The sequence below is a fragment of the Micromonospora profundi genome, assembly GCF_011927785.1.
GTDB classification, from domain to species: Bacteria; Actinomycetota; Actinomycetes; order Mycobacteriales; family Micromonosporaceae; genus Micromonospora; species Micromonospora profundi.
Genome location: NZ_JAATJK010000001.1, coordinates 1,667,757 through 1,687,118, shown reverse-complemented (window position 1 = coordinate 1,687,118; position 19,362 = coordinate 1,667,757). Strand labels below are relative to the sequence as shown.

The window sequence follows — 19,362 nt, the reverse complement described above, 5'->3', positions numbered from 1 at the left end:
TCACTCGCTCCACACCCCCAGACCGTCCAGGTGCTTGACCAGCCGCTCAGCGCCGTCGGTGAAGTGGCGGGCCATGACCGGCCGCACGGCGACCGGGTCGTGGGCCTCGAGGGCGTCCAGCAGAGCCTCGTGGTCGGCGATCATGCCCGCCCGCCACTCGGCGTCGGTGGCGTAGAACCGCGACGGCGTGTAGCGCGTCGCGGTCCGCAGCAGCCAGGACAGCTTGCGTGCGCCGGCCAGCCGGTTGATGCCGCGGTGGAACTCGAACTCGAGCTGCTCGACCCGGCCGACCTGCCGGGCCTGGGCGGCCCGGCGCAGCCGCTCGTGCTGCTGCCGCAGGTCGTCGAGCTGGGCCTGGGTGATGCTGACGGCGACCCGGGCGGCGAGCTCGCCGGCGATGTCGCCCTGCAACGCGAACACGTCCACGATGTCCTGACGGAACAGCGGCGCGACCACGTGGCCACGACGTGGTTGCAGCTCGACCATGTCCTCGGCGCGCAGCATCAGCAGGGCCTCGCGCACCGGCGTGATGCTCAGCCCGGTCTCCTTGGCGACTTCCTCGAGGCGGATCCGCTCACCGGGGCGCAGCTGGCCGGACATGATCCGGTCGCGCAGCAGGCTCGCCACTGTCTCGGAGAGCTGGGGATGAGATACGTCTTGGACCTTGCTCCGGGTTGCCACCCAACAACAGTATCAAATATCAGATATCACAAGGGACGCGCCGATGTTCTCCGTGCTTGAGGCCGAGCCGGCCGGTTGTGGTCTGCGGGCCGCGACCCACGCCGGCGTACGCACGATCTGGTTCGACCGGCCCGCTGAGCGGAACACGATGACGCTCGACATGTTCCGCGACTACTACGCGGCGCTGCTGGCAGCCGACGGCGATCCTGAGGTGCGGGCCATCGTGGTGACAGGTGCCGGCGACTGGTTCTGCGCGGGCGCCGATCCGGGGGCGCTGCAGGCGCTGCTCGACGAGCGTCACCGCGACCAACTGACCAAAGAGTTCGGCTTCGAGCCACATCTGCCGATCACGCTGGGAACGCCTATCGTCGCGGCGGTCAACGGCGGCGCCGCCGGCCTCGGGCTGGTCCACGCCCTGTACGCCGATGTGCGGTTCATGGCGACGCAGGCGCGCCTGGCCACGGCCTTCAGCCGGCTCGGTCTCATCGCCGAGTACGGCAGCGCCTGGCTGCTCCCCCGGCTGGTCGGCGTCGGCAACGCGCTGGACCTACTGATTTCCGGTCGCAAGATCGACGCGGCGGAGGCGCTCCGGATCGGACTCGTGCAACGCGTACTCCCCCGCGACGAGGTGCTGGCCGAGGCGCAAGCCTACGCCGCCGACCTTGCCGCACACTGCTCGCCGGCCTCCATGGCGGTGATCCGGCGGCAGGTGTTCGCGGGCCTGGAGTCCGGGATCGCCGAGGCGGCCGCCGACGCCGGTCGACTCATGGCCGCCTCCCTGGGCGGTGCCGACTTCGGTGAGGCCCTGGCCAGCCAGGTCCAGAGGCGTACGCCCCGCTTCGCGCCCCGGGCCGGCGCGTGAGCGGGCCACTGGCCGGGGTCCGGGTCCTGGAACTCGCCGGGATCGGCCCCGGCCCGTTCGCCGCGATGCTGCTGGCCGACCTCGGCGCCGACGTCGTCCGGGTCGACCGACCGGGGCCGGGCGCGCTGCCGGCCGGCGACCCGAAGCGCGACCTGCTCAACCGTGGCAAGCGCTCGGTCGTCGTGGACCTGAAGCATCCCGACGGGGCCGAGGTGGTCCTCGGACTGGCCGACCGGGCCGCGATCGTCATCGAGGGCTGGCGTCCCGGGGTGGCCGAACGACTCGGCGTCGGCCCGCAGGCCGCGCTGGAGCGCAACCCCAGCCTCGTCTACGGACGGATGACCGGATGGGGGCAGCACGGGCCGCTGGCCCACGCCGCCGGCCACGACATCGGCTACATCGCCGTCGCCGGGGCTCTGCACCCGATCGGCCGCTCCGGTGGGCCGCCGCAGATCCCGCTCAACCTCGTCGGCGACTTCGGTGGCGGCGCGCTGTACCTCGTCGTCGGCTGCCTGGCCGCGCTGCACACGGCCCGCAGCACCGGCCGCGGGCAGGTCGTCGACGCCGCGATCGTCGACGGCACTGCCCACCTCACCACGCTGTTCGCCGGACTGCTCGCCGACGGCGCCTGGCAACCCGAGCGCGGCCGCAACCTGCTCGACGGGGGCGCACCGTTCTACGACGTCTACGCGACAGCCGACGACGGGCACATGGCGGTCGGTGCACTGGAACCCCAGTTCTACGCCGAGCTGCTGCGAGGGCTCGGGCTGGCCGACGCGGACCTGCCGGCCCAGCACGACGTCACCGGATGGCCGGTGCTGCGCGCGCGCTTCGCGGAGGTCTTCGCGGGCCGTACCCGTGCCGAGTGGACCGAACTCTTCGAGGGTGGCGACGCCTGCGTGGCGCCGGTGCTGTCGCTCGCCGAGACGCAGCACCATCCGCACCTGGTGGCACGCGCGACGTTCGAGGAGCACTTCGGCATTCGCCAGCCCGCTGTGGCACCCCGCCTGTCGCGGACACCCGGGGCGATCGGCGGCAGCCCGCCGGAGCCGGGCGCGGACACCGCGACAGCCCTCACCGACTGGGGCCTCGGCGCCGACCTGCCGCGGTGGCTCGACAACGGCGCCGTCAGCCAGAGACAAGGAGACCACTGATGCGTATCGCGACACCCCTGGCCTACGCCACGGACCCCAGAAGCGGGGCGGACGCCGTGGCCACCTGGGAGCAGGATGGCCTCGACGTGGTCTGGGTGTCGGAGGCCTACGGGTTCGACGCGCCGACCATCATGGGCTACCTCGCCGCGAAGACCACACGGTTGCAGATCGGCTCGGCCATCCTGCCCATCTACTCCCGTACCCCGGCGCTGCTGGCCCAGACCGCGGCGGGGCTGGACGCGGTATCGGGTGGTCGTGCCATCCTCGGCCTGGGCGCGTCCGGGCCGCAGGTGATCGAGGGATGGCACGGCGTCGCCTACGACCGGCCGCTCAACCGCACGCGCGAGGTGATCCGGATCTGCCGGCAGGTGTGGCGACGCGAGACGCTTGTCAACGAGGGCATCTACCGGCTGCCGCTGCCCGCCGAGGAAGGCACCGGCCTCGGCAAGCCGCTGAAGATCCTCACCCGTCCGGTCCGCGACCGCATACCGATCTACGTGGCGAGCCTGGGCGACAAGAACGTACGGATGACCGCCGAAGTGGCCGACGGGTGGCTCCCGTTCCTCTACGACCCGGAGCGCGCGGCCGACATCTGGGGCGCGGCGTTGGCCGCCGGGCAGCGCAAGCGATCCGCCGATCTCCCGCCGCTGGAGGTCGTGGCAGGTGGTCCACTGGCCATCGGCGCCGACGTGACAGGCCTGCGCGACCTCGCCCGACCGCTGATCGCCCTGTACGTCGGCGGTATGGGCGCAAAGGGTCGCAACTTCTACCACGACCTGCTGTGCCGCTACGGGTACGCCGACGACGCCGACCGTATCCAGGAGCTGTACCTGGCGGGGCGCAAGACGGAGGCCGCCGCCGCCGTCCCGGCCGAGCTGCTGGAGCGCACCAGCCTGATCGGGCCGGAGAGCTACGTACGGGATCGCGTCCAGGCCTACCGCGACGCCGGAGTCACGATCCTCAACGTCACACCGCTGGGACCCGACCCGCGGCGTCTGATCGCCACAGTGAAGGACATGGCCCGGTAGGGCCCGTGCGGCAAGGAGCTGACACCAATGGTGAACCGTCCCATCCTCACCGCCGACCACCTCGCGTTCGCCGAACTGGTGCGCGCCTTCATCGACAAGGAGATCGCACCGCACCACGACCGCTGGGAGGCCGACGGCATCGTCGACCGCGGCCTGTGGCGGGCCGCCGGCGCGACAGGCCTGCTGGGCTTCTCCGTCGACGAACGGTACGGCGGAGGCGGCGTGACGGACCGGCTGTTCAGCGCCGTCCTGACCGAGGAACTTGCCCGGGCGGGCGCGAGTGGCCCGGCGTTCGGCCTGCACAACGACATCATCGGGCCGTACCTCACCGACCTGACAAACGACGAGCAGAAGCAGCGCTGGTTGCCGGGCTTCTGCTCCGGGGACATCATCACCGCGATCGCCATGTCCGAACCCGGCGCGGGCAGCGACCTCCAGGGCATCACGACCACCGCCGTACGCGACGGAGACTGCTACGTCCTCAACGGTCAGAAGACCTTCATCAGCAACGGCATCCTGGCCGACCTGGTCATCGTCGTGGCCCGCACCGACCCGGCAGCGGGGCACCGGGGCATCAGCCTGCTGGTGGTCGAACGGGGCATGGCCGGCTTCGAGCGGGGCCGCAACCTCGACAAGATCGGGCAGAAGGCGCAGGACACCGCCGAGCTGTTCTTCGCCGACGTACGGGTGCCTGCGGCAAATCTCCTCGGCGAGGAGGGCAAGGGCTTCGGCTACCTGATGCGCAACCTCCCCTTCGAACGGCTGTCGATCGCCGTGGCGGCGCTCGCCGGCGCCGAGACGGTGTTCGAGCAGACCCTCGCGTACTGCAAGGAACGCCAGGCATTCGGCCGCCCCATCGGCAGCTTCCAGCACAACCGGTTCCTGCTTGCCGAACTCGCCACCGAACTGCGCCTCGGCCGGGTCTTCATCGACCAGTGCCTTGTCGCGCCGGATCTCACGGCGGAGACGGCGGCGATGGCGAAGTGGTGGTGCACCGAGCTACAGCACCGCACCGTCGACCGCTGCCTCCAGTTGCACGGCGGTTACGGCTACATGCGCGAATACCCGGTGGCCCGGGCGTACCTGGACGCTCGCGTGCAGACCATCTACGGCGGCACCACGGAGATCATGAAGGAGGTGATCGGCCGGTCACTCGGCCTGTGAACCGTGCTCCAGCATCGGTACGAGGAACCGCCGGGCCACGGCGCGCAGCTCTTCGGTGTCATCGAGGTCGATGACGTGGCTGGGGATGAGCAGGAAGGAGCAGGACAGCCGGGTCATCAGCTCGGCGACGACCTCGACGTCCACCGCGTCGGAGATGGTGCCGGCGCGCTGTTCGCGACGGAGCTGGCCGGCGACGAACCGCTGCACAGTGGCCAACGTCCGCCCGCCGTCGCTGATCATCGAAGGGACGAGCATGTCCGGTTCGGCGTCCATCAGCCCCCCGATCAGCGGGTTGCTGCGGATGGCCTGCAAGGCGCTGACGAAGCCCAGCACCACCCGGTCGCCGACGGTCGCGGCCCGCTGGATATCGACGAGGAACTGGTCGAAGTAGCGCCGGAACTCCCGGCGGACCACCTGCTCCACCAGCCGGTCCTTCGTGGCGAACCGGCGGTACGCGGTGATCCGGGAGACGCCGGCCCGCCGCGCCACATCTTCCATTGTGGACCGACGGACGCCCATGCGGCGGAACTGCTCGTAGGCGGCGTCGAGAAGCCGCGTGGTGGTCTCGTCGTTGTCCTCGGAGGGCTCGAGCGCCTCGGTGAAGGCGCGTTCCAGCAGCGACTCCGAGCGGGGCGCGGCCCCCGGCGGTGCCGCTACAGGCCGGTCGTGGGCCGCCTCGGACATACCGGGGATTGCTGCGTTCGCGGAAACGGTCCGGGCCATCGTTGCCCTCTCGTGAGATACGTTGACGCGCGCCTTGCATCACGGTAGCAATCAGGGACCCGAAGTTCCGAGACGGTGATGGCGACGCGGTGGGACCGCTGGTGTCGGACGCCCGCTACGGCCCGGCCACTACTCCACCAGGGCGGCCCGCAGGGCGTCGAGGTCGTCGGCGCCGAAGCCCTGCGACGCCAGCCAGGCGGCGACGCCGCCGTGACGCTCCTGCACAAGCGTCAGGAAATGCTCCATGCTGGCTGGTTCCGCGGTGTGCGCCTCCTCGGGCAGGCTCGCGATCCGCTTCTCCCACTCCGGCAGGAGCCGCGCCTGGTTCCAGATCGCCACCAGGTGCTCACGGGTCCGCGCGTAGTCCTCGACCACGTTGCGCGCGGGGACGCCGAGCGCGGCGAGCAGCACGGCGACGACAACGCCGGTGCGGTCCTTGCCCGCTGTGCAGTGCACGAGAAGAGGGTTCTCGCGGGCGTCCACAGCGTGCCGCACCGCCGTGGTGATCGTCGCGGCGGACACGACGAGCATGTCGGCGTAGTGCTCGGCCAGGCGCACACCGGGGTCCGGATGCACCGGTCGCAGGGTCGATCGGCCGAACGGCAGGTGCATGATCCGCAGACCGCCTGTGAGCCGGTCCCGTTCGCTGGTCTCGGCGATCTCCCGGCGGCCCCGCAGGTCGACACGGACCCGGATGCCTGTCACCTCGCGGAAGGTCTCCGCCTCGTCCGGGTCGAGGAACACGGGGGTGGCGCTGCGGTACACCGCGCCGGGGCGCACCCGCCCGCCGTCCACGGTCGGCAGGCCACCGAGGTCCCGGAAGTTCAGCGGCGCGTGGACGCTCATCGGGCGGCGAGCAGGTGGTCGATGAGTTCCTCCCGCTGCGTCGCCGGCCCGTCGAACAGCAGCTCGCTGCTCTTGGCCCGCTTGAAGTAGAGGCCGATCGGATGCTCCCAGGTGAAACCGATGCCGCCGTGCACCTGGACAGCCGTGGCGGTGACCCGGAAGTACGCCTCGGAGCAGAACGACCGCACGGTCCGGGCCTGGACCGCGAAGGCGTCGTCGTCGAGGGTGTCGTCGACCGCGTGGACGAGCGACCGCATCGACTCCACGTCGAGCAGACGTTCGGCACACAGGTGCTTGATCGCCTGGAAGCCGCCCACCGGGCGGCCGAACTGCTCCCGGGTCAGCGCGTGCTCGACCATCAACTCCAGCGCGCGGGCCGCGCCGCCGGTCTGCTCCGCGGCGAGCGCGACCATCGCCTGGTCCCGCACGCGGGCCACCACCGCCGCGGCCTGGCCGGGTCGTCCGAGCCGCCGTGCCGGGGCTGACCCGAAGCGCACCACCGCCTGGCGGCGGGTCGGGTCCAGCACTGGCGACGGCTGCACTGTCACCCCCTCCTCGGCCGGGTCCACCGCCAGGACGTCGACACCGTCCACGGTTTCGGCGACCACGAGCAGGAGCGTCGCCGCCTCGGCGTCGACGACGTGCGTCGCTGTGCCGTCGACCACCCAGGTCCCGTCCTCGCCGGCCCGCGCACGCAGGTCGCCCCGCAGCGAGACGGCAGTCCGCACGGACCCGTCGGCGATCCGGGGCAACACGTCGGCGCGTGCCTGCTCGTCGTCGAGCCGCAGCAGCAGCTCGGCCCCGAGGGCCACGGTAGCGAAGTACGGGCCGCCGTAGAGGACCCGGCCGAGTTCCTCGACCACGAGCCGCAGCTCCGCTCCCCCGAAGCCCTGCCCGCCGTACGCCTCGGGGATGGCCACGCCGGGCAGCCCCAGCTCGACCGCCATCCGTTGCCAGACTGCGGGATCGAAGCCGGCCGGGGCCTCCATGAGCCGCCGTACCTCGGATTCCGGTGACGCCTTCGCCAGGAAGCCGCGCAGCGACTGGCGGAAGTCGGCTTGGTCGTCGCTCACCGGGTCGCCTCCCAGGTGTCCCAGTAGACGACCGACTCCAGCGGACGTCTGCGGGCCTCGCCCCAGCGGCCAGTCGGGACGCCGACCGGGATCAGCGCCCAGGTGATCGCGTCCGGTGGCAGGCCGAGCACCTCCCGCACCTCGTCGGCGGCGTGCCGGTGCGTGGTGGTCAGCGTCGTGCCCAGGCCCAGCGCCCGCGCCGCCAGCATGAGGTTCTGCACCGCCGGGAACACCGACGACGGCTCGTCCACGGTCGTCACCGGAACGATGAGGACCGGCGCCTCACCCATGTGCTCGGCCAGGTGGTCCGCCGACCGCAGCATCCGGGCCTGCTTCTCGGCCGCCTCCGGGTCGGTGGGCACGCGGTCGTCGTAGCGCCGGCGGACCGGCGCCCAGCAGGCCCGGTAAATCTCGCCGAGTCGGGCGCGTCGTTCGGCGTCGGTGACCACCACCCAGCGCAGCCACTGCGCGTTGCCGCCGGAGGGCGCGCAGTGGGCCGCGCCCAGGATGGTCCACAGTTGTTCGTCGGTGACCGGCACCGTGGGATCCAGCCGCCGCATCGCGCGCGTCGTCCGGATCGCCTCGAAGACGTCCATTGCTCAGGCTCCTTCGGCGGAATGCATCAGGCGACGTTCCAGGCTGGGGGTCGCCGCGATCAGGGCGCGGGTGTAGTCCGACTCGGGTCGGGTGAGCACCTGCTCGGTCGGCCCGTGTTCCATCACCTTTCCGTTGCTCAGCACCAGTACCCGGTCGGCCAGATGGCTCACGACGGCGATGTCGTGCGAGATGAAGATCATCGCGATGCCGAAGTCCACGCGGACCCGGTTGAGCAGGTTGAGGACCGTGGCGCGTACCGAGACGTCGAGCGAGGACACCGCCTCGTCGCAGACCAGCACGGCGGGCTTGGCGGCGAGCGCCCGGGCGATCGAGACGCGCTGGCGCTGACCGCCGGACAGTTGCGTCGGACGACGGTCGGCGTCGGCGTCGCTGAGCCCGACGTACCGGACGTACTCCATCGACGGCTCACGGAACCGGCGGGTCAGCCGCCGGTTGACGGCCGTGACCTCGGCCATCGAACGCCAGACCGGCAGCCGGGGGTTCAACGCCCCGGCCGACTCCTGGACGATCATCTGCACCGACCGTGGCCCGCCGGCGAGGTGCTCGACGCTGCCTCCGCTCGGCGGCAGGAAGCCGGCGACGATTCGGCCCAGCGTCGACTTGCCCGAGCCGGACTCACCGACGACGCCGAGCACCTCGCCGCGCGCCAGCTCCAGGCTGACGTCGGAGAGCACGCGGTGGACGCGGCCGCGGGAGCCGTAGTCCTTCGACACCTTCGACACCCGCAGGACGTCGCTCACCGCAGCACCTCCGTTCGGCCGGCACTGCCGGCGGGAGCCGCCTCACCCAGCGGATGCCGGCAGCGCACCAGGCTCTCCTGGACAACCCGCAGGTCGGGATGCTCCCGACAGTCGTCGGCGGCACGGGGGCAGCGGGCCGCGTAGTTGCACCCACCGCCGGTCCAACCGCCCGCCTGGTCGGCGGCGATCTCCGGGAAGGTCCGCAGCCGGTCGCCCCCGAGCCGCGGCACGCAGTCCAGCAGCGCCTGCGAATAGGGGTGCTGCGGCCGGCTCAGCATCGCGTCCACCGCACCGACCTCCTTCACCTCGCCGCGGTAGAGCACCATCACCCGGTCGCTCACGTCGCCGAGAACACCCAGGTCGTGGCTGATGAACACGGCACTCAGGCCGCGCGAGGCGACCAGTTCCCGCAGCAGGACGAGGATGTCCTTCTGCAACGAGACGTCAAGCGCCGTGGTGGGCTCGTCGGCGAGGACCACGTCGGCCTCGCAGCTGAGCGCCATCGCGATCATCACTCGCTGGCACATGCCGCCGGAGAGCTGGTGCGGGTAGCTGCCCATGACCCGATCAGGGTCGAGCCGGACGTCGTGCAGCGCCGCCACCGCGCGCGCACCGGCCTCGGCCCGACTGCCGGGCAGGTGCGCCCGGATCACCCGGACGATCTGGTCACCCACCCGGCGCATCGGATGCAGCGCCGAAACGCTCTCCTGGAAGATCATAGCGATCCTCCGACCGCGAATCGCGCGGAGCCGGCGGCCCCGGAGCCCGACCAGCTCCTGGTCGCCGAGGCGGATGCTTCCGGTCACCTCGGCGTCCGGCGGCAGCAGTCCCAGCGCGGCGAGGGCGATAGAGGATTTGCCGCTGCCGGACTCCCCCGCCACGCCGAGGACCTCACCGCGTCCGACAGTGAACGAGACGTTCCGCACCGCGGGCTCGGGGCTCCCCGCGAACCTGATTCCCAGGTCGCGGATCTCCAGGGCCGCCTGCTCCGCGCTTGTCACTTCCGGGCCACCGTCGACATGTCCGGCCGGCCGCTGGCGTTCGGCTCGTAGCCGTCGACCTGGTCGGACAGACCGACGATCATCGGTACGGTGAACAGCGGCGCGAACGGCGCGACCTCGGCCACCTTCTTGGCGAGGTCGGTGGCCGCCGCCTTGCGCGGCGCGAAGTCGTACGTGGTCAGCAGCTTGTCCTGCAGTTGCGCGGTGCCGAAGTCGGTCTTGCCGGCGTTGTAGAAGGAGTCCGGGTTGAGCAACCGGCCGTAGGTGATCGCCGGGTCGGCGTGGCCGGTCCAGCCGGACAGGAAGCAGGGCGCCTGACTCTTGGCCCAGAACGCCTCGGTGGCCGCGGCGGCGGTCTCGGACTGGATGGTGACGTCGATGCCGATCTTCTTCAGCGAGTCGATGATGATCGGGCCGCTGGTCTCGTAGTTGAGGCCCGGGAAGGTCAGGCACTTCATGGCGACCCGCTTGCCACCGGTGGCCTGGGCGACGAGCGCCTTGGCCTTCGCCTCGTCGTACGCGTAGGTGGGTGTGATCGACGCGTCGTGGTACGGGTGCGTCGGCGGCAGCGCCGTCCAGGTCACCTCGGCGGCGTCACCGCTTGCCGCCTTACGGATGACCTCGCGGTCTAGCGCGTAGTTGATGGCCTGCCGGATCTCCACCTTGTCGGTGGGCGCCAGCTTCGCGTTAAAGTTGATCATGGTCTCGGAGTACGCGGGACCGACCACCACCTGCTTGCCCGGCACCGTCTTGAGCTTCTCGACACTCAGCGGCGGCACCGAGATCGCCACATCGACGACGTTGCTCTGGAACGCCGTCACCATGGCCTGCGGGTCCTTGAACACCTGCCAGTTGAGGGTGGGCGCCTTGCCCTTGTCACCCCAGTACGCGTCGTTGCGCTTGTAGTTGACGGCAGCCCCGGTCTGCAGGCTCTCCAGCGTGTACTTCCCGGTGCCGACCGGACGGGCGGCGAAGTCCTTGCCCCCCTTCTCGACAGCGGCCGGCGAGACGATCATCCCGGCCCGGTCACTCAACGCCGTCGGGATCGAGGAGTCCGGCTTGCTCATCGTGAGCACCACGGTGTTGGCGCCCTCGGCGGTGATCGCGGAGACACTGGCGATGTCCTGGCCGTTCGCGGACGCCTTGAACCGGTCCATGCTGGCCTTCACGGCGGCGGCGTCCATCGTCGTACCGTCGGAGAACTTGACGCCCTCGCGCAGTTCCAGGGTGATCGAGGAGCCGTCGTCGGCGACCTTCCACGAGGTGGCCAGACCGGGGCCGAGCTCACCGGTCTTGGGATCGCCGACCAGGAGGCGGTCGTAGACCAGGTTGAGGTGCGGGTAGTCGTACCCCGAGGAACTCACTGTCGGGTCCAGCGAGGTCGGGAAGTTCACCGTGCCGATCTTCAGGGGTGCGGCGGCTGTCGAGTCGGTTCCGGAGTCGCCGGATCCGCAGGCGGAGCCGGTCGCGAGAACGAGGATGCTGACGGCGAGGGCGGTGGTGGGTAGGCGGCGTGGGCCGAAGGTGGACATTGCTGCTCCTCATCGAGGGAATTGGTGAGAAGAAAGGAGCGGATGACGGGACGGCTCATCCGATCCGTAGGCGGTCGCGCAGGCCGTCACCGACCTGGCTGATCGCGAACGCGGTTGCGGTGATCAGCAGGCCGGGGGCGACGGTGAGCAACGGGTTGACGTAGAAGTCGGCGTAGGCGCGGGCCAAGTCCGGGCCCCAGCTGGGTGCCGGCGGTTGCACGCCCAGGCCGAGGAATCCGAGCGCGGCCTCGATGATCAGCGCGGTGCTGGCCAGGCCGCAGAGCTGGACGACGACAGGTCCCATGGCATTGGGCAGCACGTGCCGCAACGCGATCCGCCAGCCGCGTACGCCGAGCGAGCGGGCCACAAGCACGAACTCCGCCTGCCGCAGCGCCAGCACCTGGGCGCGCAGCAGCCGGGCGACGATCGGGGCGAAGACGACACCGACGGAGAGCATCGCGGTGAGCAGGCTCGGGCCGAGCGCGCCGGTGATCGCGATGGCCAGCACGATGCCCGGGAAGGAGATCACGGCGTCGGCGAGGCGCATCAACACCTCGTCGACGGGCCCGCCGATATAGCCGGCGACGAGGCCCCACAGGCTGCCGAACACGCCGGCCACACCGACGGTGATGGCGATTCCGCGGAAGCTGGAGGCCGAACCGTGCATCAGTCGGGACAGCACGTCGCGGCCGTTCGCGTCGGTGCCGAGCCAGTGCGCGGCGGACGGCCCGGCGTACGGGTCGGCCGGGTCGATGGCCAGCGGGTCGTACGGCGCCAGCCAGGGCGCGAGCAGACCGGCCAGCAGCACCAGCACGACGACCGCGGAACCGATCCAGAAGGCGACCGCGCGCGGGCCGCTTGCCGACCGTGGCCGTCGGGCGCCCAGCCCGACACGGACGCGCAGCGGCGTGGCCGCGGTGCGGGGGTCCATCGACGTGGTCATCGGTCTTCCTCCTGCGATCGCGCTACCGGGGCGGCCGGCCCGCGCTCGGCCGGGTCCTGCTGCTGGTGCGGGGCGAGCCCGAGTTCGGTGAGGATTTCCGCCGTGTGTTCGCCGGTCCGCGGCACGGTGAGCGCGCCCGGGCGGTCGGTGAGGCCCACGCGCACCGGCCGGCCGGGCACCCGCACCGGGCGGCCGTCGGGGCCGTCCACCGTCAGCACCATGCCCGTTCCGGCCATCGCCGCGACGGCCTCCCCGACCGGGCGCATCGGTCCCGCCGCCACGCCCGCGGCGTGCATCGCGCCGAGCACCTCCGCGACGGTGCGGCTGGAGGTCCAGTCGCCGACCACCTGTTCCAGGCGCTCCCGCGCCTCTCCGGTGGACTCGTCGTAGCTGACGTCGGTGCCGCCCAGCACCGCCCAGAACCGCTGCCAGGCGGCGTCGCCCAAGGGTGCCAGGAAGACCTGCCCGTCCCGCGCCGCAAAGACGTTCGCGAAGGCGGTCTGGACCTGGTTGCCCCAGCGTCCACGGGGGACGCCGGCGGCCGCCAGGCCGACCTCGTGGGCCAGCATGGCGGTGTACGAGTCGAGCATGCTCACGTCGACGGACGTTCCGACGCCAGTGATCTCGCGCTCGCGCAGCGCCATGAGCACGGCGATCGTCGCGTGGTACGCGGCCACGTGGTCGGCCACGAAGGCGCCGACGAACGTCGGCTCTCCGCCGGGTTGCCCGGTGAGGTCGGCGATCCCGCTCATCGCCTGGATGACGCCGTCGTACGCGGCCCGGGGCGCGTCGGACGCTCCGGAGCCGAAGCCTGTGACGTGCACCATCACCAGCCGCGGATTGCGGGCCCGGAGCACGTCGTAGGACCAGCCCAGTCGCTGCGGCACGTCGGCGCCGTAGTTGGTGAGCACGACGTCCGCGGTGTCGCACAGCCGGAGCAGCAGCTCCAGACCGTGTGGGGTCTTGAGGTCCAGGCAGACGCTGCGCTTGCCGCGGTTGTGCGAGGCGAAGTAGACGCTCACACCGTCCACGACGGGCAGGGCGTCGCGGGACATCTCCCCCACCGGCGGCTCGACCTTGACGACGTCCGCGCCGTGGTCGGCGAGCATCTGCGCGCAGTGCGGGCCGGCGATCGCGTGGCCGAGCTCGATCACCCGGATGCCGGCCAACGCACCGGCTGCCGCGCTCACGCCGCTGCCACCACCGGCTGCCGTGCTCACGCCGCCGCCACCACCGGCTGCCGTGCTCATGCCGCCACCCGCCGATCGAGCCGGGCGAGCACGAGGTCGGCGACAAAGTTGAGGATGAGCACCAGCAGCGCCATCAGCAGCACAGTGCCCTGCAACGTCGCGTAGTCCCGGTTGTCCACCGACTGCACGATGAGACCGCCCAGGCCGGGGATCGCGAACACGTTCTCGACGACCACGGAGGCGCCCACAAGTGTGGCCACGAGCAGCGGCAACAGGGTCACCACGGCGGGTGCCGCCGAGCGCAGCGCGTCGCCGAGGTACACCTGCCGGGGCGTGAGGCCCATGGCCCAGGCCGTCCGGATGTGCGGGCTGTCCAGCGCCTGACCGACGGCGCTGCGTACGTGCCGGCAGACGAGCGCGCCGGTGGCGAAGGAGAGCACCAGGACGGGGAGGATGATCGAGCGGATCGTCTGCACCCAGTCGTCGGCGAGCGGCGTGTAGCCGACAGCCGGCAACAGTGCCAGGTCGAGGCCGATGAAGCCGGCCGCGATCGTCGCCAGCCAGAAGTCCGGAACGGCCAGGCCGATGCCGGACACCGCGAGCACCGAGCGGCCGTCCAGGTGGCGACGGCGGGCCGCCGCCCACAGTCCGGCCCCGCCGCCGATCACCAGGGCCAGCACAAGGGCCGACACCACGATCAGCACTGTCGGTTCGAGCCGGCGGGCGAGCAGCGTGTCCACCGGCTCCCGGCTGAAGTACGACGTGCCGAGATCGCCGCGTACCAGGTTGCCGATCCAGGAGGTGTACTGCTCGATCAGCGGGCGGTCCAGCCCGAGCTGCCTGTTGATCTCGTCGATCGACTCCTGGGTCGATCCCGCGCCGGCGATCGCCTCGGCGGGGCCGCCCGGCACGATCTGTTGCAGCCCGAACACCATCAGGGTGATCAGCAGCAGCGTGGGCACGAAGGTGGCCAGTCTGCGAATCAGGAAGGCACGCATCCCGTCACCTCTCTCGCGTTAATCCTGGGAGACCCGCGACGCGCGTCCAGCAGGGGAGTTAGGGTTGACTCTGACGTCGGGGTCAGATTCGCTGCACAGGACGGTAAGACGAGGCACTACCCGGTGTCCAGGATTTTCTATGATTCGGTTCACACGGCCGGTCGACAGCGACCGACCGGGCGACACGAGATCGAATGGGGCGACGAGTGACAAACAGGACCACCACGCCGGCGCGTCCGGACGGCGCGGCGACGCAGTCGAAGCGCTATCTCGAGCGTCGCGCCAAGCTGGTGGAGGGCGCCCACCGGGTCTTCGAGCGGGACGGGTTCATCGATGCCCGGATCACCGACATCGCGAAGGAGGTCGGCCTCGCGCACGGCTCGTTCTACACGTACTTCTCCTCCAAAGAGGAGATCTTCCGGGTCGTCGCGGAGCAGATCCAGGCCGAGATGTTCGACGGCCAGCGCGGCGGGTCGGCCGACCTCACCCCGTACCAACGGATCGAGGCCGCCAACCGCCGCTACCTGGAGTCCTACCGCCGGCACAGCCGGATCATGGCGATCATCGAGCAGGTGTCCACGTTCAACGACGACATCCACAAGATCCGTGAGTCCCGGGCGCAGCAGACCATGAGCCGGACCGAACGCTCGATCCGCAGGCTCCAGGCCGACGGCTTCGCCGACCCGGACCTCGACCCGCACCTGAGCGCCGTGGCCCTCACCTCGATGCTCAGCCGCTTCGCGTACCTGTGGATGGGCGCCGACGCCGGCCCCGACTACGAGTTCGACCTCGACGCCGCCGTCGACGGCCTGACCCGCCTGTGGGCCAACGCGATCGGGCTCAAGAAGGACTGACCTCAGCCGGGGCCTGCCGGTCGCACCTCCTTCGGCATCCCGAGTAGGCGCTCGGCCACCACGTTGCGCAGCACCTGGGTGGTGCCGGCGTAGATGGTTCCGGGTCGCGCGTTGTAGAAGATGTCGACCCAGGAGGCCGAGCTGATCGGCGCGCCGGCCGCGTCCGGGCCGCCGTAGCCCAGCTCCAGCACACGCCCGGTCGGCGTGGTGGCCTCCGGCCCGAGGATCTCCAGGGCCAGCTCGGTCACCGCCTGGTGGTGCGCGCTCCACTGCAACTTGAACAGGGCGGCGTCCCCCGCCGCGTCGGCACCGGTGAGGCCGCCGCCGGCCAGCCGCCGGCCGAGCGCGTCCATCACCTCGATCCGGACGTACGCGGCGGCAAGGCCGTCGCGTACCCAGGCCCGCTCCAGCATGCCGTGCTCCCGGGCGGTACGGACCAGCCGCTCCCACTCCGCGCGGTACCGGATCGCCTGGGTCGTGGCGGACTGCCCACGCTCGTGGCCGAGCAGCGCCATGGCGACCGCCCAGCCCTCGCCGACGGCGCCCACCACGTCGGCGGCCACCGCGTCGGTGAAGAACACCTCGTTGAAGTGGGAGGCGCCGGAGAGCTGCCGGATCGGGCGTACCTCGACGCCCGGCTGGTCCAGCGGCACGAGCAGGAAGGTCAGGCCACGGTGCCGTTCGGCGCGGGTGCCGGTACGGGCCAGCACGAAGATCCAGGACGCCAGGTGCGCGTTCGACGTCCAGATCTTCTGCCCGGTGAGCCGCCAGCGCCCGTCGGCGCCGAGCACCGCACGGGTCTGCACCGCTGCCAGGTCGGATCCGGCACCCGGCTCGGAGAAGCCCTGGCACCACACGTCGGTGCCGTCGAGGATCCGGGGCAGGTAGTGGGCCTGCTGTTCGGGCGTACCGAGGGCGAGCAGGGTGTTGCCCAGCATGTCGATGCCGAACGGGTCGTTGCCGCTGCCGCTTGGCACTCCGGCCCTTGCGAACTCCTCCTGGAGCACCACCTGCTGGTCCGGGGCGAGACCGAGCCCGCCGTGCTCGACCGGCCAGCCGGGGGCGAGCAGGCGGTGCCGGGCCAGCACCGCTCGCCAGCGCGCTATCCACTTGTGCAGTTCGTCCTCCCCGAGCGCCCCGAGCCCGCTCCAGCCGGGCGGAAGTTCCCTTTCCAACAGCGCGCGTACGGAGGCCCGGAACTCCTGCGGCCCGGCGGTCGTGTCCAGGGTGCGGGCCGGCAGGTACCGCTCCCGCAGGCGGTTCTTGGCGAGCTTGCCGGTGGGCAGTCGCGGCAGGGCCTCCACCACGAACACCGACCGCGGAATCTTGTGCCGGGCCAGCCGACCGGCCAGGTACGCGAGCAGCCCGGCCACGAGCTCGTCCCGGTCGGCGGCCGGGTCGACGGGCTGGATGACCGCCACGACCTGCTCGCCGAGTTCCTCGTCCGGAACGCCGAACACGGCGACGTCGACCACCGGCTCGTAGCCGATCACCGCGTTCTCGATCTCCTGGGGCGAGATGTTGACGCCCCCCGAGATGATCAGATAGTCCCGTCGGTCGGTGAGGTAGAGGTAGCCCTCGTCGTCGAGGTGGCCGATATCGCCGAGCGTGGACCAGTCCGGGCGTATCGGGTGGCGGGCCGCCGAGCTGTCGGCCCCACCGACGTACTCGAAGTCGGACCGACCGCCCTCGGCCTCGAAGTACACAAGGCCGTCCTGCCCGGCCGGCAGCTCGTCCCCCTCGGGGCCGCAGATGTGCACGCGGCAGCCGGCGATGGCGCGGCCCACCGACCCCGGGTGCGTCAGCCACTCCTGCGAATCGATGAATGTGGTGCCGTTGTCCTCGCTGCCGGCGTAGTACTCCAGCAGGATCGGCCCCAGCCAGTCGATCATCTGGCGTTTGACGTCGACGGCGCACGGTCCGGCACCGTGGATCACGACGGACAGCGAGTCGAGCACAGCGGCCTTACGCCGCTCGGCGGGCAGCCGCAGCAGCCGGACGAACATCGTGGGCACCATCAGCGCGTGGGTGATGCCGTACCGCTCGATCGCCGTGAGCGCCGCGTCCGCGTCGAACCTGCGCATCAGCACGACGGTGCCGCCGGCCGCCGTGACGGTGCTGGAGAACGACAGGGGCGCGGCGTGGTACAGCGGGGCCGGAGTCAGGAACACCGAGTCGTCGGTGAACTTCCACAGCTCCCTGAGCCAGCGCAGGAAATGCGGGTGTCCCTCCTGCACGGTGCGGCCGGACAACTCGCGGCGTACCCCCTTGGGCCGCCCGGTGCTGCCGGAGCTGTAGACCATCGCGACGCCCAGCGGCTCGTGCTCCAGCGGCTCGGCCGACGACGCCGCGAGCGTCTCGGCGTAGTCGTCGAAGCCCGCCAGCGGGCCACCGACGGCAAGCCTCAACGCCATTGCGGGTACGGCGGCGAGGGCGCCCGCAGCGGGTGCCGCCGCGTCCACCACAAGGGCTCTGGCCCCGCAACTGTCGACGATCCAGGCCGCCTCGTCGGCGGTCAGCGAGGTGCCGATCGGGGTGAGGACCAGCCCGGACCGCATGGCCGCCCAGTACACCTCCAGGAAGCTCAGGTGGTTGGCCATCATCAGTGCGACGTGGTCTCCGGGGCGCAGGCCGGCGTTCCACATCGCCCGCGCCAGTCGGCGGGAGGCGTCGTCCAGCTGACCGTAGGTGAGGGTTTCGCCGGTCTCGGCGATCACCACCGCCGGCCGGTCCGGCCACCGGAGCGCGTGCGCCGTGGGGTACGTCATCGCGTCACGCCATCCGCTCGACAGCCATGGCCATCCCCTGCCCACCGCCGACGCACATGGTCTCGACGCCGACCGTACCGCCGGTGGCCTCCAGCCCGTTGAGCAGCGTCGTCATGATCCGGGCGCCGGTCATGCCGAAGGGGTGACCGAGGGCGATCCCGCCGCCGTGCGGGTTGAGCTGGTCCTCCACCGAGATCTTCAGGGCGTCCACGACCGCCAGCACCTGCGCCGCGAACGCCTCGTTGAGTTCCAGCACGTCGACGTCTCTGATGGCCAGCCCGGTGCGGTCGAGCAGCCGGCGTACCGCCTCGATCGGCCCGACCCCCATGATCTCCGGTGCCAGGCCGGTGGTGGCGCAGCCCAGGATCCGCGCCAGGGGTTGGATCCCCAGGTCGCGGGCGCGCTCGGCGGACATCACGACGACCGCGGCCGCGCCGTCGTTGAGTGGGCAGGAGTTGCCGGGTGTGACCCGTCCGTCGACCTTGAACGGGGTGGGAAGCCCGGCCAGCACGTCGAGGTCGACGTTGGCGCGCGGGCAGTCGTCCTGTTCCACGAGCGTGCCGTCGTCCAGCCGGTACGGGCTGATCTCCCGGGCGAAGAAACCACGGTCCCGGGCGGCGACGGCTCGGTCCTGGGAGAGCTTGGCGTACTCGTCCATCCGGGCGCGGGAGATGTCGAACTGGTCGGCCACGTTCTCGGCCGTGCGCCCCATGGTGATGTAGGCGTCCGGCAGGGGGTCGGTGCCGAACCGCGGGTTCATGGCGGCGTCGTCGATGTGTGCGCTTGAGGTCCGGGAGACGCTCTCGACGCCGCCCGCGACGTACACGTCGCCCTCGCCGGCCACGATGGCGTTCGCCGCGATCCGGATCGCGTCGAGCGAGGAGGCGCATCCCCGGCTGACTGTGGTCCCGGTGACGGTGTCGGGCAGCCCGGCCAGCAGCGCGGCCAGCCGTCCGACGTTCAGGCCCTGCTCCCCCGCCGGATTCGCGGTACCGACGATCACGTCGCCGATCTGGTCAGGGGTGACAGCGGGGACCTTTCCCAGGGCCTGCGCGATGGCGAATCCGGCCAGATCGTCGGGCCGCGCCTGGCGGAGCGACCCCTTGTGCGCACGACCGATCGGCGTCCGTGCGGTGGCCACGATGACTGCTTCGCGGGCTGGCGCCACGTCGTCTCCATTCGTCGCG

At 71.2% G+C, this 19,362-nt stretch carries 18 protein-coding genes; 5 read left to right on the top strand and 13 right to left on the bottom strand.

The window, feature by feature from the left end; genetic code table 11:
• Nucleotides 1-681 carry a GntR family transcriptional regulator gene (locus F4558_RS07255; protein ID WP_053656610.1) on the bottom strand — a complete coding sequence of 227 codons (681 nt, stop codon included), beginning with the start codon at nt 679-681 and terminating at the stop codon, nt 1-3.
• Nucleotides 682-724: 43 nt separating this feature from the next.
• Between F4558_RS07255 and F4558_RS07250 the strand changes: the two genes are divergently transcribed.
• Genes F4558_RS07250 through F4558_RS07235 form a run of 4 tightly spaced genes read left to right on the top strand, consistent with a single transcriptional unit; the run spans nt 725 to nt 4,889 of the window.
• Nucleotides 725-1,543 carry an enoyl-CoA hydratase-related protein gene (locus tag F4558_RS07250; RefSeq protein ID WP_167943583.1) on the top strand — a complete coding sequence of 273 codons (819 nt, stop codon included), beginning with the start codon at nt 725-727 and terminating at the stop codon, nt 1,541-1,543.
• A complete protein-coding gene (locus tag F4558_RS07245) occupies nt 1,540-2,697 on the top strand; it encodes a CaiB/BaiF CoA transferase family protein (RefSeq protein ID WP_167943581.1) in 1,158 nt (385 codons plus the stop codon). Before F4558_RS07250 ends, F4558_RS07245 begins: the two co-directional genes overlap by 4 nt.
• On the top strand, nt 2,697-3,725 hold the full coding sequence (locus F4558_RS07240) for an LLM class F420-dependent oxidoreductase (protein WP_167943580.1): 1,029 nt from the start codon (nt 2,697-2,699) through the stop codon (nt 3,723-3,725). The genes F4558_RS07245 and F4558_RS07240 overlap by 1 nt, the downstream gene beginning before the upstream one ends.
• A 30-nt stretch (nt 3,726-3,755) precedes the next feature.
• Nucleotides 3,756-4,889 carry an acyl-CoA dehydrogenase family protein gene (locus tag F4558_RS07235; protein ID WP_446685549.1) on the top strand — a complete coding sequence of 378 codons (1,134 nt, stop codon included), beginning with the start codon at nt 3,756-3,758 and terminating at the stop codon, nt 4,887-4,889.
• Here F4558_RS07235 and F4558_RS07230 read toward each other — a convergent pair.
• From F4558_RS07230 to F4558_RS07185, 10 genes are all read right to left on the bottom strand, one after another.
• Nucleotides 4,875-5,573 carry a TetR/AcrR family transcriptional regulator gene (locus F4558_RS07230; RefSeq protein WP_231640078.1) on the bottom strand — a complete coding sequence of 233 codons (699 nt, stop codon included), beginning with the start codon at nt 5,571-5,573 and terminating at the stop codon, nt 4,875-4,877. The genes F4558_RS07235 and F4558_RS07230 overlap by 15 nt on opposite strands.
• A gap of 168 nt (nt 5,574-5,741) precedes the next feature.
• Nucleotides 5,742-6,458: a tyrosine-protein phosphatase gene (locus F4558_RS07225; protein WP_053656600.1), complete on the bottom strand. Its 717-nt coding sequence runs from the start codon at nt 6,456-6,458 to the stop codon at nt 5,742-5,744.
• A complete protein-coding gene (locus F4558_RS07220; RefSeq protein ID WP_209273214.1) occupies nt 6,455-7,531 on the bottom strand; it encodes an acyl-CoA dehydrogenase family protein in 1,077 nt (358 codons plus the stop codon). The genes F4558_RS07225 and F4558_RS07220 overlap by 4 nt, the downstream gene beginning before the upstream one ends.
• Complete coding sequence (locus F4558_RS07215) at nt 7,528-8,127, bottom strand: nitroreductase family protein (protein ID WP_053656596.1); 600 nt, start codon at nt 8,125-8,127, stop codon at nt 7,528-7,530. Before F4558_RS07215 ends, F4558_RS07220 begins: the two co-directional genes overlap by 4 nt.
• A gap of 3 nt (nt 8,128-8,130) precedes the next feature.
• On the bottom strand, nt 8,131-8,889 hold the full coding sequence (locus F4558_RS07210) for an ABC transporter ATP-binding protein (RefSeq protein ID WP_053656594.1): 759 nt from the start codon (nt 8,887-8,889) through the stop codon (nt 8,131-8,133).
• On the bottom strand, nt 8,886-9,890 hold the full coding sequence (locus F4558_RS07205) for an ABC transporter ATP-binding protein (protein ID WP_053656593.1): 1,005 nt from the start codon (nt 9,888-9,890) through the stop codon (nt 8,886-8,888). Before F4558_RS07205 ends, F4558_RS07210 begins: the two co-directional genes overlap by 4 nt.
• On the bottom strand, nt 9,887-11,422 hold the full coding sequence (locus tag F4558_RS07200) for an ABC transporter substrate-binding protein (RefSeq protein ID WP_167943578.1): 1,536 nt from the start codon (nt 11,420-11,422) through the stop codon (nt 9,887-9,889). The genes F4558_RS07205 and F4558_RS07200 overlap by 4 nt, the downstream gene beginning before the upstream one ends.
• Before the next feature lie 55 nt (nt 11,423-11,477).
• On the bottom strand, nt 11,478-12,365 hold the full coding sequence (locus tag F4558_RS07195; protein WP_167943577.1) for an ABC transporter permease: 888 nt from the start codon (nt 12,363-12,365) through the stop codon (nt 11,478-11,480).
• Complete coding sequence (locus F4558_RS07190) at nt 12,362-13,615, bottom strand: CaiB/BaiF CoA transferase family protein (RefSeq protein ID WP_167943576.1); 1,254 nt, start codon at nt 13,613-13,615, stop codon at nt 12,362-12,364. The genes F4558_RS07195 and F4558_RS07190 overlap by 4 nt, the downstream gene beginning before the upstream one ends.
• A complete protein-coding gene (locus F4558_RS07185; RefSeq protein ID WP_167943575.1) occupies nt 13,612-14,553 on the bottom strand; it encodes an ABC transporter permease in 942 nt (313 codons plus the stop codon). The genes F4558_RS07190 and F4558_RS07185 overlap by 4 nt, the downstream gene beginning before the upstream one ends.
• Nucleotides 14,554-14,759: 206 nt before the next feature.
• Between F4558_RS07185 and F4558_RS07180 the strand changes: the two genes are divergently transcribed.
• A complete protein-coding gene (locus tag F4558_RS07180; RefSeq protein WP_167943574.1) occupies nt 14,760-15,407 on the top strand; it encodes a TetR/AcrR family transcriptional regulator in 648 nt (215 codons plus the stop codon).
• Nucleotides 15,408-15,409: 2 nt separating this feature from the next.
• On the opposite strand, the gene F4558_RS31220 is transcribed toward F4558_RS07180, so the two are convergent.
• Together F4558_RS31220 and F4558_RS07165 are read right to left on the bottom strand one after the other, a co-directional pair.
• Nucleotides 15,410-18,175, bottom strand: a complete 2,766-nt coding sequence (locus tag F4558_RS31220) for an AMP-binding protein (protein ID WP_209273213.1) — start codon at nt 18,173-18,175, stop codon at nt 15,410-15,412.
• A gap of 4 nt (nt 18,176-18,179) precedes the next feature.
• Nucleotides 18,180-19,343, bottom strand: coding sequence for an acetyl-CoA C-acyltransferase (locus F4558_RS07165; protein ID WP_167943573.1), 1,164 nt, complete (start codon nt 19,341-19,343; stop codon nt 18,180-18,182).
• Between the last annotated feature and the right edge of the window lie 19 nt (nt 19,344-19,362).

Coding starts and splice junctions, on each gene's coding strand:
- F4558_RS07185 (WP_167943575.1), bottom strand. CDS start 14,553: ATGCGTGCCTTCCTGATTCGCAGACTGGCCACCTTCGTGCCCACGCTG.
- F4558_RS07230 (WP_231640078.1), bottom strand. CDS start 5,573: ATGTCCGAGGCGGCCCACGACCGGCCTGTAGCGGCACCGCCGGGGGCC.
- F4558_RS31220 (WP_209273213.1), bottom strand. CDS start 18,175: ATGACGTACCCCACGGCGCACGCGCTCCGGTGGCCGGACCGGCCGGCG.
- F4558_RS07215 (WP_053656596.1), bottom strand. CDS start 8,127: ATGGACGTCTTCGAGGCGATCCGGACGACGCGCGCGATGCGGCGGCTG.
- F4558_RS07200 (WP_167943578.1), bottom strand. CDS start 11,422: ATGTCCACCTTCGGCCCACGCCGCCTACCCACCACCGCCCTCGCCGTC.
- F4558_RS07195 (WP_167943577.1), bottom strand. CDS start 12,365: ATGACCACGTCGATGGACCCCCGCACCGCGGCCACGCCGCTGCGCGTC.
- F4558_RS07240 (WP_167943580.1), top strand. CDS start 2,697: ATGCGTATCGCGACACCCCTGGCCTACGCCACGGACCCCAGAAGCGGG.
- F4558_RS07225 (WP_053656600.1), bottom strand. CDS start 6,458: ATGAGCGTCCACGCGCCGCTGAACTTCCGGGACCTCGGTGGCCTGCCG.
- F4558_RS07190 (WP_167943576.1), bottom strand. CDS start 13,615: ATGAGCACGGCAGCCGGTGGTGGCGGCGGCGTGAGCACGGCAGCCGGT.
- F4558_RS07250 (WP_167943583.1), top strand. CDS start 725: ATGTTCTCCGTGCTTGAGGCCGAGCCGGCCGGTTGTGGTCTGCGGGCC.